Source organism: Tenacibaculum sp. 190130A14a, assembly GCF_964048965.1.
GTDB lineage: Bacteria > Bacteroidota > Bacteroidia > Flavobacteriales > Flavobacteriaceae > Polaribacter > Polaribacter polynesiense.
Genome location: NZ_OZ040189.1, coordinates 365,535 through 387,528, shown reverse-complemented (window position 1 = coordinate 387,528; position 21,994 = coordinate 365,535). Strand labels below are relative to the sequence as shown.

Annotated in this window: 21 protein-coding genes; 15 read left to right on the top strand and 6 right to left on the bottom strand. The window is 31.6% G+C overall.

Annotation, left to right across the window (positions count from 1 at the left end):
- The first annotated feature begins 174 nt into the window (after nucleotides 1–174).
- The 13 genes from ABNT22_RS01900 to ABNT22_RS01840 all read left to right on the top strand — a co-directional run bounded on the left by ABNT22_RS01900 (nucleotide 175) and on the right by ABNT22_RS01840 (nucleotide 13,522).
- Nucleotides 175–1,164 (top strand): AAA family ATPase, encoded by a 990-nt coding sequence (locus ABNT22_RS01900; protein WP_348715882.1) that lies wholly within the window; start codon nucleotides 175–177, stop codon nucleotides 1,162–1,164.
- A 111-nt stretch (nucleotides 1,165–1,275) separates the two neighbouring features.
- Nucleotides 1,276–1,605, top strand: coding sequence for a hypothetical protein (locus tag ABNT22_RS01895; RefSeq protein ID WP_348715880.1), 330 nt, complete (start codon nucleotides 1,276–1,278; stop codon nucleotides 1,603–1,605).
- Between the two features lie 3 nt (nucleotides 1,606–1,608).
- A complete protein-coding gene (locus tag ABNT22_RS01890) occupies nucleotides 1,609–2,475 on the top strand; it encodes a DUF58 domain-containing protein (protein WP_348715878.1) in 867 nt (288 codons plus the stop codon).
- Nucleotides 2,476–2,484: 9 nt separating this feature from the next.
- On the top strand, nucleotides 2,485–3,405 hold the full coding sequence (locus tag ABNT22_RS01885) for a BatD family protein (RefSeq protein ID WP_348715876.1): 921 nt from the start codon (nucleotides 2,485–2,487) through the stop codon (nucleotides 3,403–3,405).
- Nucleotides 3,392–4,399, top strand: coding sequence for a VWA domain-containing protein (locus ABNT22_RS01880; protein ID WP_348715873.1), 1,008 nt, complete (start codon nucleotides 3,392–3,394; stop codon nucleotides 4,397–4,399). The genes ABNT22_RS01885 and ABNT22_RS01880 overlap by 14 nt, the downstream gene beginning before the upstream one ends.
- Before the next feature lie 2 nt (nucleotides 4,400–4,401).
- The gene (locus ABNT22_RS01875; RefSeq protein ID WP_348715871.1) at nucleotides 4,402–5,442 is read left to right on the top strand and encodes a VWA domain-containing protein; all 1,041 of its coding nucleotides are present in this window, start codon (nucleotides 4,402–4,404) and stop codon (nucleotides 5,440–5,442) included.
- Nucleotides 5,443–5,451: 9 nt separating this feature from the next.
- Complete coding sequence (locus tag ABNT22_RS01870) at nucleotides 5,452–6,285, top strand: tetratricopeptide repeat protein (RefSeq protein WP_348715869.1); 834 nt, start codon at nucleotides 5,452–5,454, stop codon at nucleotides 6,283–6,285.
- A gap of 48 nt (nucleotides 6,286–6,333) precedes the next feature.
- Nucleotides 6,334–8,097, top strand: a complete 1,764-nt coding sequence (locus ABNT22_RS01865; RefSeq protein ID WP_348715866.1) for a BatD family protein — start codon at nucleotides 6,334–6,336, stop codon at nucleotides 8,095–8,097.
- Nucleotides 8,094–8,849: an SH3 domain-containing protein gene (locus tag ABNT22_RS01860; protein WP_348715864.1), complete on the top strand. Its 756-nt coding sequence runs from the start codon at nucleotides 8,094–8,096 to the stop codon at nucleotides 8,847–8,849. The genes ABNT22_RS01865 and ABNT22_RS01860 overlap by 4 nt, the downstream gene beginning before the upstream one ends.
- A 136-nt stretch (nucleotides 8,850–8,985) precedes the next feature.
- The gene (locus tag ABNT22_RS01855) at nucleotides 8,986–9,219 is read left to right on the top strand and encodes a hypothetical protein (RefSeq protein ID WP_348715861.1); all 234 of its coding nucleotides are present in this window, start codon (nucleotides 8,986–8,988) and stop codon (nucleotides 9,217–9,219) included.
- Between the two features lie 123 nt (nucleotides 9,220–9,342).
- On the top strand, nucleotides 9,343–10,872 hold the full coding sequence (locus tag ABNT22_RS01850) for a SulP family inorganic anion transporter (RefSeq protein WP_348715858.1): 1,530 nt from the start codon (nucleotides 9,343–9,345) through the stop codon (nucleotides 10,870–10,872).
- Between the two features lie 132 nt (nucleotides 10,873–11,004).
- On the top strand, nucleotides 11,005–12,870 hold the full coding sequence (locus tag ABNT22_RS01845) for a SulP family inorganic anion transporter (RefSeq protein WP_348715856.1): 1,866 nt from the start codon (nucleotides 11,005–11,007) through the stop codon (nucleotides 12,868–12,870).
- A 22-nt stretch (nucleotides 12,871–12,892) separates the two neighbouring features.
- Entirely contained in the window at nucleotides 12,893–13,522 is a 630-nt protein-coding gene (locus ABNT22_RS01840; RefSeq protein ID WP_348715853.1) for a carbonic anhydrase family protein, read from the top strand.
- 57 nt (nucleotides 13,523–13,579) lie between these two features.
- Here the strand turns inward: ABNT22_RS01840 and ABNT22_RS01835 are convergent, their stop codons facing one another.
- The 3 genes from ABNT22_RS01835 to ABNT22_RS01825 all read right to left on the bottom strand — a co-directional run bounded on the left by ABNT22_RS01835 (nucleotide 13,580) and on the right by ABNT22_RS01825 (nucleotide 17,771).
- Nucleotides 13,580–15,964: a TonB-dependent receptor family protein gene (locus ABNT22_RS01835; protein WP_348715851.1), complete on the bottom strand. Its 2,385-nt coding sequence runs from the start codon at nucleotides 15,962–15,964 to the stop codon at nucleotides 13,580–13,582.
- A 140-nt stretch (nucleotides 15,965–16,104) separates the two neighbouring features.
- Complete coding sequence (locus ABNT22_RS01830; protein WP_348715848.1) at nucleotides 16,105–17,127, bottom strand: helix-turn-helix domain-containing protein; 1,023 nt, start codon at nucleotides 17,125–17,127, stop codon at nucleotides 16,105–16,107.
- A 113-nt stretch (nucleotides 17,128–17,240) separates the two neighbouring features.
- Entirely contained in the window at nucleotides 17,241–17,771 is a 531-nt protein-coding gene (locus ABNT22_RS01825) for a CvpA family protein (protein ID WP_348715845.1), read from the bottom strand.
- Between the two features lie 66 nt (nucleotides 17,772–17,837).
- Here ABNT22_RS01825 and ABNT22_RS01820 point away from each other — a divergent pair, with 66 nt between their 5' ends.
- Entirely contained in the window at nucleotides 17,838–18,194 is a 357-nt protein-coding gene (locus ABNT22_RS01820) for a hypothetical protein (RefSeq protein ID WP_348715842.1), read from the top strand.
- On the opposite strand, the gene ABNT22_RS01815 is transcribed toward ABNT22_RS01820, so the two are convergent.
- On the bottom strand, nucleotides 18,191–18,985 hold the full coding sequence (locus ABNT22_RS01815) for an SDR family oxidoreductase (RefSeq protein WP_348715840.1): 795 nt from the start codon (nucleotides 18,983–18,985) through the stop codon (nucleotides 18,191–18,193). The two genes, ABNT22_RS01820 and ABNT22_RS01815, sit on opposite strands and share 4 nt — an antisense overlap.
- A 128-nt stretch (nucleotides 18,986–19,113) precedes the next feature.
- Here ABNT22_RS01815 and ABNT22_RS01810 point away from each other — a divergent pair, with 128 nt between their 5' ends.
- Nucleotides 19,114–20,496 carry a TlpA disulfide reductase family protein gene (locus tag ABNT22_RS01810; RefSeq protein ID WP_348715837.1) on the top strand — a complete coding sequence of 461 codons (1,383 nt, stop codon included), beginning with the start codon at nucleotides 19,114–19,116 and terminating at the stop codon, nucleotides 20,494–20,496.
- 55 nt (nucleotides 20,497–20,551) lie between these two features.
- Here the strand turns inward: ABNT22_RS01810 and ABNT22_RS01805 are convergent, their stop codons facing one another.
- On the bottom strand, nucleotides 20,552–20,911 hold the full coding sequence (locus ABNT22_RS01805) for a YraN family protein (protein ID WP_348715835.1): 360 nt from the start codon (nucleotides 20,909–20,911) through the stop codon (nucleotides 20,552–20,554).
- The gene (locus ABNT22_RS01800; protein WP_348715832.1) at nucleotides 20,911–21,894 is read right to left on the bottom strand and encodes an LD-carboxypeptidase; all 984 of its coding nucleotides are present in this window, start codon (nucleotides 21,892–21,894) and stop codon (nucleotides 20,911–20,913) included. The genes ABNT22_RS01805 and ABNT22_RS01800 overlap by 1 nt, the downstream gene beginning before the upstream one ends.
- Between the last annotated feature and the right edge of the window lie 100 nt (nucleotides 21,895–21,994).

The following is a 21,994-nucleotide window of genomic DNA, read 5'->3' as shown; positions in this document are numbered from 1 at the left end:
ATAAATCCCTTAATTTCTTAACAAATACCCTGTAAATATGTTAAAACACTGAATAAATTTTATTAACAATAATTTATTAACCCATCTTTTTGCTTTAACCTTACTTTAACAATAGTTATTTTCTTATTATTGTAGCTTTGTTTCACTAAAAATCTAAGACATAATTCAATAACTATGGATGTGGACGTAAGAGTAATAAATGAAAAAATTGAAAGAGAAAGTGCTTTTGTTGATGTACTAACAAATGAAATGAACAAGGTAATTGTTGGTCAAAAACAAATGATTGAACGATTACTAATTGGGCTTTTAGGTAACGGACATATTTTACTTGAAGGTGTTCCAGGATTAGCTAAAACACTAGCCATAAACACCTTATCCAAAGCTGTTCAAGGTAGTTTTAGTAGAGTTCAGTTTACCCCTGATTTACTACCTGCCGATGTAGTAGGTACTATGATTTACAATGTAAAAGAAAATGATTTCTCTATAAAAAAGGGACCTATTTTTGCCAATTTTGTACTAGCTGATGAGATTAACCGTGCTCCTGCCAAAGTACAATCTGCTTTACTAGAAGCAATGCAAGAACGTCAAATAACTATTGGTGATGAAACTTTTAAACTAGACGAACCATTCTTAGTGATGGCTACTCAAAACCCAGTTGAACAAGAGGGAACCTACCCTTTACCTGAAGCACAGGTAGACCGTTTCATGCTAAAGGTTGTAATCGACTATCCTCAATTACAAGATGAGCAAATTATTTTACGTCAAAACTTAAATGGAAGTTTTGGAAAAATCAACCCAGTGATTTCTATTGACCAAATAATTAAAGCTCGTGAGGTTGTTAATGAGGTGTATATGGACGAAAAGATTGAAAAATATATTCTAGACATCATTTTTGCCACACGCTACCCAGAACGTTACAACTTAGAAAAACTGCAACCTTTAATTAGTTTTGGTTCTTCTCCTCGTGGTAGTATTGCTTTGGCAAAAGCTGCAAAATGTTATGCATTTATAAAAAGAAGAGGATATGTAATCCCAGAAGATGTAAGAGCAGTTGTATACGATGTTTTACGTCATAGAATTGGTATTACTTATGAAGCTGAAGCTGAAAATATATCATCTATAGACATAATAAACTCAATAATAAATGAGATTCAAGTTCCCTAGGTAGAGGTTCAAATTCCCTAGGTAATAGTAAACATTACATAGCTACCCTGATTGTTTTGCTAAAAACTAACAACTCAACTAGAAATTTCACCCCTTAAATTTAGCTATTAAATGACATTTAAATTAACGACGTACAAGACATTAACTGGTACGAAAGAGATTTTAGAATTACCAAAAAAGAAAAGTACTGAAGCAGTTATTTATCTCGACAATAAACCTGCTTTTCATGTTGATTGTTTTGATCTACAAACAGAGTCAAACTTAATCATGAACAGCTTAGTATTGGCACAAAAGAGAAACATTGCTGATGTTATTAAGGAGATTGCAGAAAAAAACAATGTAAATCTAACTGTAAAAGATGCTCCTTTATTTTCTATAAAAAAAGAGAGTAAAGTTACTGAAATGGAGCTACCTCCGTTACCAGAAACTTGGTTAAACTAATAAATGGATACAAAAGAATTACTCAAAAAAGTACGAAAAATAGAGATTAAGACACGTCGTTTGTCTAATCATATTTTTGGAGGCGAATACCATTCTACTTTTAAAGGAAGAGGTATGACTTTTTCTGAAGTTCGACAATATCAATTTGGCGATGACATTCGAGCTATTGACTGGAATGTCACCGCCCGTTATAACGAGCCTTATGTAAAAGTTTTTGAAGAAGAAAGAGAACTTACCATGATGCTCATGGTAGATATTTCTGGATCTGAATTTTTTGGTACCACCGAACAATTTAAAAAAGACACTATAACAGAAATAGCAGCAACACTAGCTTTTTCTGCTATTCAAAATAATGATAAAGTTGGATTAATCTTATTTTCAGATCAAATCGAACTTTTCATCCCTCCTAAAAAAGGAAAAAGTCATGTTTTGCGTATTATTCGTGAACTGATTGAATTTAAACCAGAAAGTAGAAAAACCGATATTTCACAAGCTTTTAAATTTTTATCAAACGTGATGAAAAAGAAAGCGATTGTTTTTATGCTTTCTGATTTCATGGATGAAAACTATGAGCGAACATTAAAACTCATAGGAAACAAACATGATGTCACTGGGATAAGAGTCTATGACAAACATGATGAGGAAATACCAAATATCGGTATGGTACCTATGCTAGATGCAGAAACCGGAGCTGTGCATTACATAAACACAAGTTCTTCCTCTGTTAGAAAACAATATAAAATTAACTCCCTAAGAGTTTCCGATTATTTTAAAAACACATTTAAAAGAAGTGGTGCAGGAACCATCAATATTCGCGTTGATGAAAGTTATGTAAAAAAGCTTTTAGGATACTTTAAACAAAAAGGATAATAGTTGGCAATGAAGAAACACTTGCTTTACATATGTTTATTTTTAGGTGCTTCTGCTTTTGCTCAAGAATCTTTGGTCAAAGCTGAAGTAGACACTACTAACATTAGAATTGGAGAACAGTTTGAATATAAAATTTCAATAAACGAAACTCAAAATGTTATCATTCCTAAACTAGCTAACTTAAACGGTCTTGAGGTAGTTGACACCCTAAAAATTGATACTATAAATAACAAACTGATACAAAAATACGTGCTAACAGGTTTCGATAGTGGTGCTTTCTATATACCCCGTCAGCAAATTTTCATTAAAAACCAAGCTTATTTAACAGATAGTTTGCTTATTAATGTAGCAACAGTTCCTATTGACACTACTAAAGTGAAAAAATATCCAATTAAAGGTATTAAAGGTGAACCCTATCAGTTTGACGATTTTAAACATTACATCTGGTGGGCTTTAGTTGCACTAGCAGTTATTGGTTTAGCTATTTATTATTTCTTCTTTAGAAAGAAAAAAGAGGAAATAGAAAAAGAAAATATTCCGGCCCTACCTCCTTACGAAGAAGCGTTAGAAAAACTAAAAAATTTAGACGAAAAACTACTTTGGCAGAATAATAAAATTAAACAATACTATTCTGAATTAACCGATATTGTAAGAGGATACATTGAAAGAGAATTAAACATCCCCGCTCTTGAAAATACAACGGATGAGTTAATTGGTACATTAACTGATTTTAAAGAGATAGACACCATTGAAGTTGATAAAGAAATTATTCAAAAATTAAAGGAGTTATTGCAAGAAGCCGATTTAGTTAAGTTTGCTAAATCCAAACCACTATCGCACGAGATTGAACAAGACAGAAAAGATGCTGAAAGTGTGATTAATAATATTAAAACGAAACCTATAGAAGAAGCAGAAGATGAAGTGGAATAATTTTGAATTTCATAGTCCAGAATTTTTATGGCTATTAGCATTGATTCCATTATTAGCTTTTTGGAATTTTTATACTAGAAAAAAGGATAGTGCAAAACTAAAAATATCTAGCACTAAAGCGTTTGAGGTAAATAAAAGTATTTTACCTAAACTAAAACCTTTATTATACGTATTAAGACTATTGGCATTAAGTGCATTGATTGTTGCGTTAGCAAGGCCTCGAAATGTTGCAGTGAGTAAAAAAACAAAGACCAACAGAGGAATTGATATTGTAATGGCTATTGATGTATCGGCTAGTATGCTTGCGAAAGACCTCAAACCAAACAGATTAGAGGCCCTAAAAAGAGTAGCTACCGACTTTGTTAATCGTCGTCCGAATGACAGAATCGGAATTGTGGTTTATGCTGGTGAAAGTTTTACACAAACTCCAATTACAAGTGATAAATCGATTGTAAAAAGAACCATTTCTGAAATAAAATGGGGACAGTTAGAAGGAGGAACTGCTATTGGTATGGGACTAGGTTCTGCTGTGAACCGATTAAAAGAAAGTAAAGCCAAAAGTAAAGTAATCATTTTACTAACCGATGGTGTTAACAATGCAGGTTTTGTAGACCCAAAAACAGCTACTGAACTTGCTAAAGGAAATGATATTAAAGTATACACCATAGGAATTGGTACCAACGGCATGGCTCCATTCCCATGGGCAAGAGACCCAAGAACTGGTAAACTTTCTTTCAAAAACCAACAAGTAGAAATTGACGAGGATTTATTAAAACATATAGCTCAAGAAACAGAAGGAAAGTATTTTAGAGCGACCAACAATTCAAAGTTAAAAGCTATTTATGATGAGATTGACAAGTTAGAAAAAACTAAAATAGAAGAATTTAAATATTACAACTACACTGAAAAGTATAGACTTTTAGTTTTTTTAGCTGGAATCTTTTTGTTGTTAGAATTTTTATTAAAGAACACTTTATTTAAGAGCTTTATTTAATTATGTATAAGATTGAAGAACCAATATATTTTTATTTATTCACTATTATTCCAATATTAATAGTTGTTTTTTTATTGGTTATATGGTGGAAAAAGAGAACGCAAAAAAAGTTTGCTAGTTTAGAACTATTACATAAAATAGCTCCTAATACTTCTACTTTTAAATCTGTTTTAAAATTCATCTTTTTCATTATAGGATTATCGTTCTTAATTATCTCTTTAACCAATCCTAAAATGGGAACTAAGTTAAAAACGGTAAAAAGAGAAGGTGTTGATGTGGTTTTTGCTTTAGACGTTTCAAAAAGTATGTTAGCAGAAGATATTGCTCCTAATAGACTGGAAAAGTCGAAACAAATTATTTCTAAAATCATTGATAAACTTGGAAGTGATCGTGTTGGAGTAATTATTTATGCGGGTAACTCTTACCCTTTATTACCAATAACGACAGATCATGCTGCAGCTAAAATGTTTTTACAAAATGCTAATCCAGATATGGTTTCAAGTCAAGGAACGGCCATTAATGAAGCTCTAGAATTAGCAAAAACCTATTATAATAACGATGAGCAAACCAATCGCTTTTTAATTATTATTTCTGATGGTGAAGATCATCAAGAAGAAACAAAACAAATAGCGCAAAATATAGCAAACGAAGGTGTAAAAGTTTATACGGTTGGTGTAGGAACTGAAAAAGGTGGACCAATCCCTTTAAAATTAAATGGCGCACTTATTGGTTATAAAAAGAATAATAAAGGAGAAACAGTTATAACACAACGTAAGCCAGATATCTTACAAGATATAGCAGAAGCTTCTAATGGTATATATATTGATGGAAACAAAACGGAGAAACCAGTTAAAACTATAGAAGATATTATTTCAAACGCTCAAAAAAGTGAATTTGAAACAAAACAATTTTCAGATTATAAAGATCAATTTCAGTGGTTTTTAGGTATTGGTTTATTGTTTTTAATAATAGACATGTTCTTCTTTGAAAGAAAAACCAAATGGTTGAAAAAAGTTGATTTGTTTAATGAGGAATCTAAATAGTAAATGAAGATGAAGAAATTACAAGGTATACTCTTTCTGGTTATTTTATTTTCTGGAGTTTTTAATGCAAATGCGCAACGAGACACTTTAAAATTGCAACGTGAAGCCCGAACACTTTTAAGAGAAGGGAATAAACTTTATAACAAACAAAAGTTTGGAGATGCCGCTATTGCATATCGCAAAGCCTTAGATAAAAACAGCAAATATGAAAAGGCCAACTATAATTATGGTAACGCCTTATATCAAGATAAAAACTATAAGGAAGCAGTAGCACAGTACGAATTAACTACCAAAACCTCTAAAGATAAAATAGAAAAAGCACAAGCATACCACAATATCGGGAATGCAATGATGGAGCAAAAACAATATCAACAAGCTGTTGATGCCTATAAAAACTCATTGCGTAATTTTCCTGATGATGACGAAACACGCTATAACCTTGCAGTTGCTCAAAAGAATTTAAAGAAGCAGCAACAAAATCAAAAAGATAACAAAGACAAAAACAAGGACAAAAAGAATAAAGATCAGCAAAACAAGCAGGATCAACAAAATCAAAAAGACAAAAACAAAGACCAGAAAGACCAAAAGAAAGACGGAGACGATAAAGACAAAAAGGATCAAAAGAAAGATCAAAAAAATGATGATCAAAAAGACCAACAGGATCCTAAAAAGAACGATAAAAAAGATAAAAACCAACAACCTAAACCTCAACAAGGAAAGTTAACCCCCGAACAAATGAAACAATTATTGGAGAGTTTAAACAACGAAGAGAAGAAGACTCAAAAGAAAATGAATGTTAAAAAATCAAAGGGAAGAAAAGTAAAGCAAGAAAAGGATTGGTAATTTTTAATATTTTAAAATCTTAGTATTTTTACGCGACTTAAAAATAACATGAAGTTAAAGTTTTACATATCATTCATTATTGCATTAATAACTTGTAGTATTAATGCACAAGACACCGTATTTAAAGCTGCTGTTAGCAAGAATAAATTGGGTGTGAACCAACGTTTACGTGTTGAATATTCTATTAATAAGCAAGGAGCCGATAATTTCACCCCTCCAAAGTTCACAAACTTTAAAGTAGTTGGAGGCCCAAGTCAATCTGTAAGTCAATCTTGGGTAAATGGTAAAGCAAGCTTTTCTCAAAAATATACTTACATCCTTCAACCAAAAAGAAAAGGAGAATTCACGCTTCCTGCTGCAAGTATTGAATTAGGCGGAGAAACCATCAAATCAAACACTGTTAAAATCATTGTTTTAAATGCGGTTGAATTACCTAAAGACCCTAATGACCCTAACTATGTCGCACAACAAAACATACATTTAGTTGCTGAAGTTTCAAATGGAAGACCTTTTGTTGGAGAGGGAATCTACGTTGAATATAGATTATATGTAAGTGAAAATGTAAATGTTTACGATTATGCAGTTACAGAAGCACCACAATACAATGGTTTCTGGAATCAAGATATTAAGATCAACGGAATCCAAGTTAAAATGGGTAAATATAATGGTGAACGCTATCGTTATGTTACCCTACAAAAGGCTTTGTTAATCCCTACCAAAGATGGAAAGCTTACCATTGATCCAATGAAAATGGATATTATCGTGGGCGTTCCAACAGGAAGAGCAGATTTCTTTGGAAATGCCATTACCAAACAAGTTCGTAAAGAATTTGCTTCAGCTAAAAAAATTATACGATCGAAATCGCTTCCTTTAGCTAATAAACCAGAGAATTTTAATGGTGCAGTAGGAGAATTTTCTTTTGACGTGGCACTGAGTAAAAACACCTTAAAAGCAAATGAATCTTCTCAAATTACAGTTGCAGTAAACGGAGAAGGTAATTTAAAACTATTTGAACTTCCGAAGATTGAAACCCCAAAAGAATTAGAAGTATATCAACCAGAACGAAAAGAAAAGGTTAAAGTAACTTCAAAAGGGTTAAGAGGAAGCGTAACTGATAATTATACAGTAGTTCCAGAATTTAAAGGGAAATATAAAATTCCTAAAGTGAGTTTTTCTTATTTCAACCCAAAAGAAGAGGTGTATCAAACTATTACCACAGAAGATTTATATGTTGATGTGTTACAAGGAAAAGAATTGGTTACCAATTCTGACAACAACGCAGTGGCTAAAAGGGAGGTAACTGTTACTGGAAACAACTTTAGATATATTCAAAATTCTACAAACTTTGAATCCGAAACAAAATCAGACTTCTTCAAATCTACTTTATTCTATGTACTATTGATGTTACCATTAATAGCAATACCTGTTGGAATTTTTATTAACAAAAAAAGAGAAGAACGCGCAGGAGATATAGTAGGTAACAGGTTACGAAAAGCTGATAAGCTTGCTAAAAAATATTTATCCCAAGCCCAAAAACAATTAGGTAATAAAGAAGCTTTTTATGAAGCACTAGAGCGTGCTTTGCATAACTATTTAAAAGCGAAACTTGGAGTAGAAACCTCTGATATAAGTAGAGAAAAAATAACATCATTATTACAAGACAAAAATGTAAACCAAGCAGATATTGACAACTTTATATCTGTACTAAACGATTGTGATTTTGCCCGTTATACTCCTATTGACAATGTACAAATGAATCAAGAGTACGAAAAAGCAAAACAAGTAATTACGGAATTAGACAAGCAATTATGATGAAGAAAACACTTGTAATATTATTATTGCTTATATCAAGCATAGCCTTAGCACAAAACGCCGAAGCTCTATTTACTGATGCAAATTCCCTGTATAAAGAAGGAAAATATACTGAAGCAATAAAAAAGTATAACGAAATTATAGCACAAGGAAATGTTTCTTCAGAATTGTACTATAACCTTGGTAATTGTCACTACAAACTAAACCAAGTAGCTCCTACAATTTATAACTACGAAAAAGCGCTAAAACTAAACCCTTTAAACGAAGACGCTCAAAATAATTTAATCTTTGCTAAAAGATTAACACTTGATAGAATTGAAGCCTTGCCAAAAACAATCTTTCAAAAAATTAATGAAAATGTTTTACAAAAGCTGACCTACAATACTTGGGCTATTGTAAACATTCTATTATCAATTTTGGCATCGACTTTATTCTTATTATTTTACTTTGCCTATTCTCCTAATAGAAAGCGTTTATTTTTTACCACTAGTATCGTTTCTTTTTTACTATTAGCCGTAACGTTAGTGATAACCTATAACCAGTATAATCAAGAAAAAAATAATATTCAAGCCATTATTTTCCCTGAGGAAATAGAGATTAAAAATGCTCCAACTGATAATTCAGATGCAGTATTTACCTTACATGAAGGCACTAAGGTAAAAGTGTTAGATACCGTCGACAATTGGAAAAAAATCAAGCTTGCTGATGGAAAAATAGGTTGGACACTTGCTACAAATCTTAAAGAGTTCTAAAATTTTTAAGCTTCTTTAACAAAAAACAACGGCTCAACTGCTTATATTTGTGTTTTTTGATTAAAAAATGCTCAAGAGCTTATTTACATATTCCCTAACTTTTTTATTGTTATTTAGTATAACAGTACCTACAATTGTGAGCTTAAGCGATTATGACATTTGTGAAACTTCTTTACTCCTTGACATTGAAGAGGACACAGATTCTAACGAAAAATCAGAAGAAGTTAAAGAAATAAAAATTTTAAAAACAGAAGTAGCTTTTATAAATGTCTCTTCTGCTAACAGTAAAGCAAAGATTAACACGTATAATTTAGAATTATACCAAACTATCTACCATAGCTTAGAATCTCCACCTCCGGAGTTATCTTAAATATAAAATTCAACTTTCCCTTTTATAAATAAGTATTGAGAATACTTATAAGGATCAACAAATATTTATTAAAATCAAATTTATCAGCTAATTGAATAAGTTAGCTAAAGAAAATTATTGTGTATGTTTAAAACAATCAAAAACGACTTACCAGCTAGTATAGTTGTGTTTTTTGTGGCGTTACCTTTATGTTTAGGTATTGCCTTAGCCAGTGGAGCCCCTTTATTTTCAGGTTTAATTGCCGGAATTGTTGGTGGTATTGTAGTAGGAAGTATAAGTGGATCTAAAATTGGAGTTAGTGGACCTGCTGCTGGATTAGCAGCAATCGTATTAACTTCGATTGCAACCTTAGGTGGTTTTGAAAACTTTTTAGTAGCCGTTGTATTAGGAGGTGTTATTCAGCTAATTTTAGGAGTATTAAAAGCAGGAGTTATTGGATATTATTTTCCTTCTTCTGTAATTAAAGGAATGTTAACAGGTATTGGTATCATTATCATTATGAAACAAATTCCTTTTTTCTTTGGATATGATAAATCAGCTGATTTTTCATTAGATGCTATTAGTGTAGGATCAACCTTAGTAGGTTTTATAGGATTAGGTATTTTAATTTTATGGCAACAGGTATTATCTAAAAAAGGTAAAATCTTCCAGTTAATTCAAGGTCCTTTAGTAGCCGTTGTTGTAGGTATTATCTTTTATATTGTTACAGAAGGTAACGAGCAATTAGGTATTAATGCTTCTCAATTAGTAAGCGTTCCTGTTCCTGATGGAATTGATTCATTTTTAGGGCAATTTACATTCCCTAATTTTGGAGCTATTGGTAATAAAGATGTATGGATTGTGGCATTTACTATTGCTATCGTTGCAAGTTTAGAAACTTTATTATGTGTTGAAGCTACTGATAAATTAGACCCAGACAAAAACGTAACGCCAACAAACAGAGAATTATTAGCACAAGGAGTGGGTAATATTGTTTCTGGTTTAATTGGAGGATTACCAGTTACTCAGGTAATTGTTCGTAGTTCTGCAAACATTCAATCAGGTGGTAAGAGTAAAATGTCAGCAATTATCCATGGTTTCTTCTTATTAATTTCAATCATATTAATTCCAACGTTATTAAATAAAATTCCGTTATCTGCTTTAGCAGCAGTATTATTAATCGTAGGATATAAATTAGCAAAACCTGCTACATTTATAAACATGTTCAAATTAGGAAGAAAGCAATTCATTCCTTTTATGGCAACTGTTGTACCAATGGTTGTAACTGGTGATTTATTATTAGGTATTGGATTAGGATTAGCTGTAGGAATTGTAGTAATCTTATTTAAGAGTTACCAAAACTCTCACTTCTTACATATTGAAGATAAGAGTAACGGACAGCACAAAATTAAAATGACTTTAGCAGAAGAAGTAACTTTCTTTAACAAAGGAGCTATTTTAAAAGAATTAGATAATCTTCCAGAAAACACATATTTAGAACTAGATGTAAGACAAACAAGATATTTAGATAATGATATCATAGAAATCTTAGAAGATTTTGCCTACAAAGCAAAAGAAAGAAATATCGATATTAAATTAATATCTGAAAGAGGTATTGTTGAAAACCCACCAAGCTTTATCGAATTCTTTAAATTACGTCCAAAAGCAGCATAAACATATATGAGAGTGTAGTGTTTTACACATTTGCACTCTCTTTTTTTAAGTGTTATGATCGTATCATCAAATCAAAAAAGACCAAAGCAATCAAAAAAAATTAGTATTTTTAAGTACTAATCATCTTTACTTATGAAAAAACTATTTTCTAACGTTCGTGGAGACATATTCGGTGGTGTAACTGCCGGAATTGTGGCTTTACCTCTTGCTTTAGCTTTTGGTGTATCTTCTGGTTTAGGTCCTAGTGCAGGTTTATATGGAGCTATTTTAATAGCTTTCTTCGCTGCTCTTTTTGGAGGTACCGATACTCAAATTTCTGGTCCTACTGCTCCGATGACTGCAGTAAGTATGGTAGTTATTGCAACTATTATTGCTGCTAATGATGGAGATATTAATAAGGCTATGCCTATTATATTAACCGTTTTCTTATTAGCAGGTTTAATGCAAATAGGTTTAGGTGCCATTGGTTTAGGAAAATATATTCGATATATTCCTTACCCTGTAGTTTCAGGGTTTATGACAGCTATTGGAGTAATCATTTTGGTAACACAAATACTACCTTCTGTTGGATACTATGCCAAGGAAGACCCTGTATATGTAGAGCAATTTAAACCTTTGGCCGAGGAAATCATATTGGAAAACATATTAAAAGAAGAAGCTAGTGAAGGTATATTAGTTCTTGAAGATTTTAAAGAAACCATCAAGAGAGCTGAAAAAATTACTCAAGAAAATATCTTAAACGAAAGTAAAACCCTAGCTGGAAAAGAAGCTTCTGGAGTAATGGGCACTTTTAATGTGCTTCCCAGAGCTTTAAAAAATATTAGTTGGTTAGAACTCGCTTTAGCATTAGGAACCATATTTATTATTTATGGTTTTAAGCGAATAACAACTGCCATACCTAGTACTCTAGTTGCACTTGTTGTAATGACAGGTATTGCCGTAGCTTTTGGCTTAGATTATAGACCTATCGAAGAAATACCGCAAGGATTTCCAGCTCCGAATTTGGAAATATTTACTGGTTTCAAACTCGCTAATGTCACACCTTATTTCTTTACAGCATTGACATTAGCCTTATTGGGAGCTATTGATTCCTTATTAACTTCAGTGGTTGCAGATAACATGACCAAAACCAAACACAAGCCTAACAAAGAGCTTGTTGGACAAGGTATTGGAAATACCATAGCTGCCGTATTTGGAGGAATTCCTGGTGCAGGAGCTACAATTAGAACAGTAGTAAACATTAATTCAGGTGGAAAAACCAAACTATCTGGTATGATTGCTGGTGTAATGCTGTTAATTATCCTTTTAGGATTAGGTCCCGTTGCTTCAAAAATACCCGCAGCAGTTTTAGCAGGTATTCTAATTACCGTTGGTATAGGAGTAATGGATTATAAAGGATTAAAAGCAATTCCTTCTTTACCTAGAGATATTGAACTAGGTCCAATAAAATTAAGTTCTGAAGTATTAATAATGTTAGTTGTTTTAGTGTTATCTACTTTCTGGAATTTAGTTTATGCAGTAGGAATTGGTTTAATCATTGCTTCTTTAATGTTCATGAAGAAAATTGGTGATTTAACTGCTGAACGCTCTGAAGTATTAACTTTTGAAGAAGCTTGGGATGATGAAGTAGATTTCCCAATAGAACTAAAAGAAGAAGTTTTCATTAAACATATCAAAGGACCTTTATTCTTTGGATATACCAGTGATTTTCAAGCCATGACCAAACAGATTCCGAAAACTGCAACTACCGTAATTATGCGCTTAGATCTCATGCAGTATATGGATCAATCTGGGTTATACGCTATGGAAGATATGATTCAAGATTTAAAATCGAACGGAACCCATGTTCAAGTATTGTTTGTTGGTTTATTAAGACAACCAAGATATATGATGGAACGTATTGGTTTGATTCCAGATTTTATTCCTGAAGAACATATTTTTAGCACTTTTAAAGAATGCCAATCGTGGGCAAAAGAAAATATAAAAGACATATATTAAAAAAATTAATTAAAAAACAATTATGAGAAATACAGCAATAACAAAAGAAGTTCAATCAGGTTTCACTGCAGATACTGTGTTACAAGATTTATTAGATGGTAACAAGCGTTATGTAGACAACAACTTAACATCTTCAAATGTTACTGATTTAGTACAACAAACAACTGGAGGACAGTTTCCTAAAGCAGTAATTTTATCATGTATCGATTCTCGTGTACCAGTAGAAATGGTTTTCGATCAAACTATTGGAGACGTTTTCGTTGCTCGTGTAGCAGGTAACTTTGAAAACGTAGACATCTTAGGTAGTATGGAATACTCTTGTGCCGTTGCAGGTAGTAAATTAGTATTTGTAATGGGACATGAAAGCTGTGGAGCTGTAAAAGCTGCTTGTGATGGTGTTGAATTAGGAAATATTACAGCGATGTTAGATAACATCGTACCAGCTGCAAAAGCTGCTTCAGAAGAAGTAGAAGGAGAAGCTAATTCATCTAATAAGGCATTTGTTGACAAAACTATTGAAAACAATGTAAAGATGACGATTGAAAGAATCCGTGAAAGAAGTAAGATATTACAAGAAATGGAAGACAATGGTGAAATTAAGATTGTTGGAGGAGTATACTCTTTAACAACAGGAAAAGTAACTATGTTATAAAATAACAACCTTATAAATGAAAAACCGAAGCGATTTGCTTCGGTTTTTTTATACTGTTTAATTTGCTCTATTTTGCTCATCACTATTTCCAAATCCTCTATCTTTTACTTTTATTTTCTTATTTCCGAAACTATAAGAAAGAGAAAAACGAACATGTCTACTATTATAGTTTTGACTATATACATTCCTTACTCCATTAATTTCGGATGTTAAATTATTTAAACTAGCCGTATTAAAAACATCATTAAACAAAACAGCTGCTTGAATCTTTTTCTTAAAAAAACTTCTTTTAACCCCTAAGTTTAGACCATACATTGTACCCAGCGTATAGATATTAGCAGATGATGTCGGTTGGTAAAAGAAATCGACCTGTAAACTTGTATCCTCCGATACTTTAAACGTATTATTCGTTGAAAAACTAAACTGTATACCATTTTTAACAGGAACATCAAACTCATTAAAAACCGTAGAAGAGTTCCCTGAAATATGAGCATAATTCTGACTTCTCCACCAAGAAAATGGTTTTACGGTATACAACTCAGAAAGTTGCCAATACACTCCCTTATAATAATTTCTTCTTATTACCGCTTGAATATTATTCTCTGGCTCTGCTGAAAACAACGTTCCAAATCCGTCTTGCATATGATGAAAATAAAGTGTTGTAACCAATTTACCTTTGTAGTTATGAATTAAGTTAAAACGATCTACAAAAGAAGGTTGCATAAACGGATTTCCTTCAGAATATACATTACTGTTTAAATAATTTCTAAACGGATTTAAATCTCTAAAAATAGGACGGTTTATCCCTCTTCCATAATTAAAACTAAACGTATTATTCTCGTCCTTTTGATACCTCACATAAACCGATGGAAACAGTTTTGCATAACTATTTTTATTGGTCTGATTCAACGTTTTTGAAACTCCTTTGGTTGCTGTATTCTCTAAACGCAAGCCAGCTTGAACGCTCCATTTATCACTAATAGATTTTGAAGCATTAACATAAAAAGCTTGCACATTCTCTTCGTATTCAAATTCATTAGATAAATTAGTATCAAAAACTGGCGTTCCAGTAATCGTATTATAGTTTTCTAATTTATTTTTAGTAGTCACAAAACTAAACTTCACTCCATAAGATAAATCCATCCCTTTTAACGGATGATACATATCTAACTTTATATTATAGTTATTAATTTTTTGTTTGCTATAATTTCTAACCGATTGGTTTACATTTATCAATTCATTTTGTGGAGAAAATGTATTTACCACAGCCTTTGCATCTAGTGTGTTTTCGTAATCAAAATAGTCAAAATCAACTGACAGTTTTCTACCTAATGTATCTAATTTTAAAACAACATATGAATTAAGTACATGACTAAACACTCGCGTTTTTCTCGGTTCTGTTTTAACTAATACACTATCTAGTTGATTTCCTACATTATAAAACTCTGTTCTTCCAGGAGCATCATCACTTGGTGTATTGAAATTACCAAGGTACTGCCCTCCTATTTCAATATTTTTTGACAATTCATAATTCAAAGACAATCTAGCAGCATTATTTTTACGCCTTTCTTTAGTTTCAATAGCGACTTTCCAGACACTTGTTGGAAAATAAGTTAAACTATTCTCTTGATTTGGCAACGCTCCTCTAACAGTACTCACAGAAGCATTTAATTGCAGTTTATTTTTATTAAAAGAAAAATTGTTTCGAAGTGTTAAAAACCCATATTTATTCGCATTATACGCTAAAGAAGTTGTATTCTTCCATGAGTTTCTCCTTCCTTTCTTATATATAATATTGATAATCCCACCGTTCCCAACTGCATCGTATTGTGCTGGTGGATTAGTAATAATTTCTACAGATTTAATATCATCGGCTGCAATCGAGTTTAAAAAATTTATGAGGTCTTCACCTGAAAGTTGTACCATTCTTCCTTCAATCATAATTCTAGTAGCTTCTCCACCAACCATACTTATGGCATTATTTTGCACTGAAATTCCAGGGGCTACTTTAAGAACATCGACAACATCTCCTCCACTTACAGAGACACTATTAGCAACATTAAAAACCAAACGATCATTCTTTTGTTCTATTAATTTTTTCTCAGAATTAACAACTACTTCATTCAATACATTTTCCTCTTCCTCAATTTCTATAACTCCAAGGTGAATTGATTCCTTTATTGACAACTCTCTTTCTAAATTTTTATAACCAATAAAACTAACCAATAAACGATAGTTTCCTTCTTTACAATTTAAGCTAAAATATCCTTGATCGTCAGAAGTAGTACCTGCAATAATTTTCCCTTCGCTGGTTTTAAGCACCACATTTGCAAAAGAAATGACTTCATTTTTATCTTTAATTTTTCCTGAAATTGTTACTTGAGCAGAAAGTAAGGTTGTACATAACAATGTAATTAGCATCAAGATTTTTTGAGTTCTCATAAATAAAATTTTAATTCGAGAACAAAAGTGCGGCACTTCTTTAAGGTAGGCGACTGACTGCTTAAAGTCGAACTCTTTTTTACAAAACAAATGCGTTTGAGTATCTACAGCAAACGTTCGACTTTATTACAAAAAACTGACTACCAATAGTTTCTCCTGTATTGAGTAGGTGTTAAACCCGTTTGCTTTTTAAACTCCGTATTAAAAGAAGATTTGGAATTAAACCCAACTTCATACAGAATCTCTAATACGGTTCGCTTTTTATTTGATGGATTTTGAAGTATTTCTTTGGCTTTTTCTATTCGATAACCATTTACAAAATCAAAGAAATGTTGTTTCAAGTGATGGTTAATTAGCACCGATAAATCTCTGTAAGAAATATTCATTTGATTTGCGAGATTATGGATTGTAAGTGAAGAATCTAAAAAAGGCTCTTCTTTATCCATATAAGTTTTTAATGTATTTATTTGTGTAGAAATTTCATCTTCCTCATCCACTTCATTCCCTTCATTTTCTAACATTGTTCGCACCAATTGATGTTTAGTGTCGATACCTCTAAACAACTCTGGTTGCAACATACTTTTTAACACAATCCAACATAAAAAACCAAGTAATAAAAGTGTTGTTATGATACGCATGATATCTAATGTAGCATCATCACTATCAAACAATTTATAAATACTTTTTATCGCAGAAAATAGTAGTAATACCACACTAATAACCGCTAGTTGAAACAACCATTTATAATTGTAATTTTTTGTGGATGAATAATTTTCTAATAAGAGTTTTCTATATTTTCTTAATTCGATAAATATCAACACCAAATAAAACAAAGCCACTGAAACACCATAAACTAAAGATATTTTCACTTCAGGGTACGAGTAATAATTCTCATAAAATAGTATTCGTTGCTCATTTGAAGCCAAGTAAAAATTAGGAAAATACATGAATAACTCAATGGCAAAAGGAATAAAATGTAAGAGATGTTTTGGTTGAAGTTTAAAATCAGAATAAATACAAGACAAAACGTATAAATACAATAATGGACTTGCAAAAAAAGCTATTTGATCTCGAAGCCTATCTAAGACAATAGGAACCTCTACATAATTTGCATAAAAAAAGACACTAATATGAATTGCGAACGTTATAAAATATATAGCCATTAACCTATTGCCCGTCTTATTCTTTGTTTTTACGGTTAATAAAAAAACAGACAATAATAACGCAATTGAAATCAGGATCAAGGTAATAAAACCACGAATTGACGCACTATCCATTAGACACTTTCCTCATTAGTTGTGGACTTCTCTTCTTCAGCATCATCTTCATCTTTTATGATCGATGGAAATATTGTTGGAGCAATCTTTTTTACCGGTTTATATAAAATAGATTCATTCAAACTTTCTTGTGAGACAAATGGAATCGTATCATTCATTTTTCCAAAAAAGATAAAAATCACGCTTAAAATTAGTCCTATTTTTAACGCTCCAAACACCCCTCCTAATATTTTATTTAAAATTCCTAATGAAGCAAAGTCAGCAATTTTTGTTAAAATTTTCCCCAACAAAGCAATGACCACAATGATTACCACAAATGTTGCTGCAAAGGCTGCTAATGAAATATATTTTTCTTCCCAATCTACACTCCCTTTTAACCAATCTCCAATAAAATATGAAAAATGAATAGCTCCATAAACTCCAGCTACTAAGGCTACCAATGATGCAACCTCAACAAACAAACCTTTCATTAATCCACGTACAAATCCAAAAAGTAATAAAGCGGCAATAATTATATCAAAAGTATTCATAGGCATTTAAATATTTCAATGTAAATATACACAACTCATTCGTATCTTTGCTTCTCAAAAATTTAAATGAGTACTTCAAATAACTTAAAGGAAAAGTGGGATGTTGTGAATCAGAAATTATCACAACAATTTGCAGAAGGAGATGAGCTTACCATTGATGCCATCATCTATTTAATTGGTGTTCAAGAATTAGGACAAGGACAACGAAAATTTAAAAAAGACGAAAAAGTAAACTTAATGCATATAGCTATATGTAAATTACTTGAACCTTATGGGTATTATGAATTCGACTTTTTTGACAATGACGGTTGGCCACACTACAAAACATTGACAGAACTGCCTAGTTTAAAACCAGGAGAGCAAACTGTATTGATGAAAGAAGCTATTATTAATTATTTTGATTCTATTAATTTTTTTGATTAAGTAACACTCAATTTGCGAATCATTTTGGATAATAACTTCGGAAAAAACCTCTTTGCGTATACTCCAAGTTTTTCTTTGGCGCCCGCTATATAAACTTCTTCTCGTTTATTTTTAATTGCCTTAAGCATTAATTTAGCAAATCGATCAGGAGCAATTCCATTCGCAGTAGCCGTATCCATCAAATTTTGCGGACTTCCATCTCCTGTTAATGCATTCTTTGAAACATTAGTTGTTACAAAACCAGGGCATACCAGCGTAACACTAATATTATCTTTATGATGTTCTGCACGAAGACTATCAAAAAAACCATGTAATGCGTGTTTTGTGGCGGCATAACTAGATCGTAAAGGAGTTCCTATTTTCCCAACAATACTGGTTGTTACAACAAAATGACCCGATTTATTTTGAACAAAGTGAGGTAACAAGGCTTTTGTTAAAGCTACGGTACCAAGATAATTGATATCCATTAAACGCTTATCCACTTCAATTTTAGTATCTTTCACCAAAGAGCGTTGACTAACACCTCCATTGTTTACCAAAACATCAATTCTACCAAACAGAGAAATTGCTTCTTCTACTTTTAAATTAAGGGTGTCGTAAGCTTCTAGATCTATAGGAAGCACTTTAATGTTTTCCGGAAAACTACACTCTTTAACTACATCTTCTAATGCTTCTTTTCTTCTAGAAGAAAGAATCAGAAATACATTTTGTTTAGAAACCTCAATTGCCAGTGATTTTCCTATTCCAGAAGAAGCACCAGTTATCCATACTACTTTATTTTGAAAGCTCATTTTCAACCTTTAACAAATTACAAGGAGACTAAAATAATGAAGAAAAAATAAATTCGGCATACTTCTTGGATACTAGTAGGTAAATAACTAGTTTTAAACCTTTAAAATAACCCTTTTATATCATGATGATGAGAAAATTACTTGCTTTATTAATATTTGCAACATCAGTAGCGAATGCTCAGTATACCATAAAAGGTACCATGACCCCGCCAGAGAAAAGTGACTTTTTAATGTTACATAAATTAGAAGGTGTAAAACCTAAATTTATAGGACATACTACGATAAAGTATGACACTGTAAATGTAAATGGGGAAAAGCAAGCTCTAGGTAGATTTACAATTCAATTACCTAAGAACGCTGCACCAGGAGCATATAGAGCAACTTATAGAAATCAAGGTTCAGGATTTATAGATTTTTTATTTAATAAAGAAAATATTGAGTTTATCTTTAATCCTAAATTCCCTGACCAATCGGTTGTATTTACTTCTTCAAGAGAGAATAAGTTATACGCAGATTATTTACAAGCATATGCTAAAAAGCAAAACAAATTAGACCAATATTTGCTAGAGTATATTAAAAACCCTAACAAAGACACGAAAAAAGCCTATAAAAAAGATCTTAAGTCTTTAAAAGAATTACAAGATGGGTTTGAGACTAAATCTGAAGGAATGTTAGTACATCACTTCATTAAAGCTTCTCAACGATACAACCCTTCAAGTCTTTTTGAAAGTGTTGAAGAATTTTCTGAGTTCACCATTGAAAACTTCTTTAGGTTTGTAGAGTTTGATAGTAAGCAACTATACAATTCATCTTTCATTATTGACAAGGTAAATGACTATATTTTCTATTTAAATACTGCTGAAGACCCAGAAGCTCAAAAAGAGATTTATAAAGAGTCTATAAAAACGGTTTTATCTAAAGTATCAAAAGGTAAATTAAAAAAGGACCTTGTACACTTTTTAATCACTTCTTTTACTGATAAGAGAGACGGAGAAATGGTGGATTGGTTATTTGCTGAATATTACGAAGACTTACCATCAGAAGATCAAGACGAAGAGTTTAAAAAAGAAAAATTACAAATTTTAAATGCTACCGTGGGTAGAGTTGCTCCAGACTTTTCTTGGAAAGAAGGAGAAACAGATTATCAATTATCTTCATTAAATGATGGTGATAACTATTTACTTGTTTTTTGGAGTACTAGTTGTCCTCACTGTGTAAAAGATGTACCTGAATTACATAGCTTTATGCAAAGTCACAAAAACATTTCAGTAATTTCATTTGGTATTGAAAATGAAAGTGATAAAGATGCTTGGGTATCATTTACTACAAATAAACTTCCGAATTGGCATAATGCAATAGGAACGCACCCAGAACATAAATGGAGTAATGAAACTGTTCAAAAATATAACTTATTAGGTACTCCTTCTTATTTCGTTTTAGATAAAGATAAGAAGATCATTGCAATGCCTGATCAGTTCGAAGATGTAAAAAAATATTTTGAAAGTCACTAATTAAAACTGACTTCATAAAAAGAAAACCCAACTTATATAAGTTGGGTTTTCTTTTTTAAAAATATAAAAAAGCGTCTTCAATATGCTCTATTACTGTTTTGGATTTATCTATAACCACTGCAATAACATCAAACCTTACTTCAATATCTAAGTTCTTTTCTACTACATAATAATCTATTGCTGAAAGTAGTAGTTTTATCTTTTTGGAATTTATAAAATCTTGCGGATCTCCAAAATCTATTGAAGATCTCGTTTTTACTTCAACTGCTAATAATAACTCATCCTTTCGAGCTATAATATCAACCTCTGCTTTTTGAAATCTATAATTTCTTTCTACAATAGTAAACCCTTTCTCTACTAAAAAATCAACCGCAATTTGTTCTCCTTTTTTTCCTAATTCATTATGTATAGCCACTATTTAAAAATTACATTGGAGGTAGTTTCATTAATATCTAGTATTACTCCTCTTCCCATAATTAATGCCCTATTATCAGGTTCATGACCTGCAGGAAAATCAAACAAAACAGGAATATCTTCAGGAACCACATCTAAAACTAATTGTTCTATAGAGCTCCCCCAAGGAGTTGTATTCTTTTTAATTTTTGTCATATCTCCTACTACAATTCCTTTTACTCCATTAAAGTATCCAGCTCTTTTTAAACTCTGCAACATTCTATCTATAGAATACTTGTATTCTCCAATTTCTTCGATAAACAAAATCTTTCCTTTCGTAGAAATTTGACTATTTGACCCCAACATTGAAGCCAAAATAGCAATATTCCCTCCTACCAATTCACCTTGTACATTTCCTTTTCTATTATACTTTGATGAAGGAATCTTATAACTTAAACCTTCTCCAAACAAGGCTTTTTTAAAGGTTGTAATTGTATGCTCAATATCAGTTACCTGGTCTTGCATGCTAGTTCCCATCATTGCATGTAATGTTTCCACTCCCAAATTATGGATATGATTATGAAAAGCAGTAATATCAGAATAACCAATAATCCATTTAGGACGTTCTAAGAACTTTGTAAAATCTAATCTATCTAAAATTCGTACAGAACCATAACCTCCTCGTGCCGACCAAATAGCCTTAATATTGGGATTATCTAAAGCTTTTTGAAAATCTTCACATCGCTCTTCATCAGTTCCTGCAAAGTGATGATTTTGATTAAACATATGTTCTCCATACACCACTTTTAGTCCCCAACTTTCAGCCAATTCTTTGGCCTTATCAATAACATGTTTTCGATTCTTTAAGATTCCTGCAGGAGCTACAATAGCAATAGTGTCTCCTTTTGCTAAATAAGGCGGTGTTTTTAAATTCATTTTTTCAGTTTGACAAAATACTGAAGGTATTACCAGTATAAAAAACAATAAGAATATTCTTTTTTTCATAATCAAGCTTTATTTCTTGATTCTAAACTATAAAATCTATCAAATGTACCTATTTTATAACAGTTTTAAAAATTGCTTTTTTGTACTTTTGCGGTTTAAT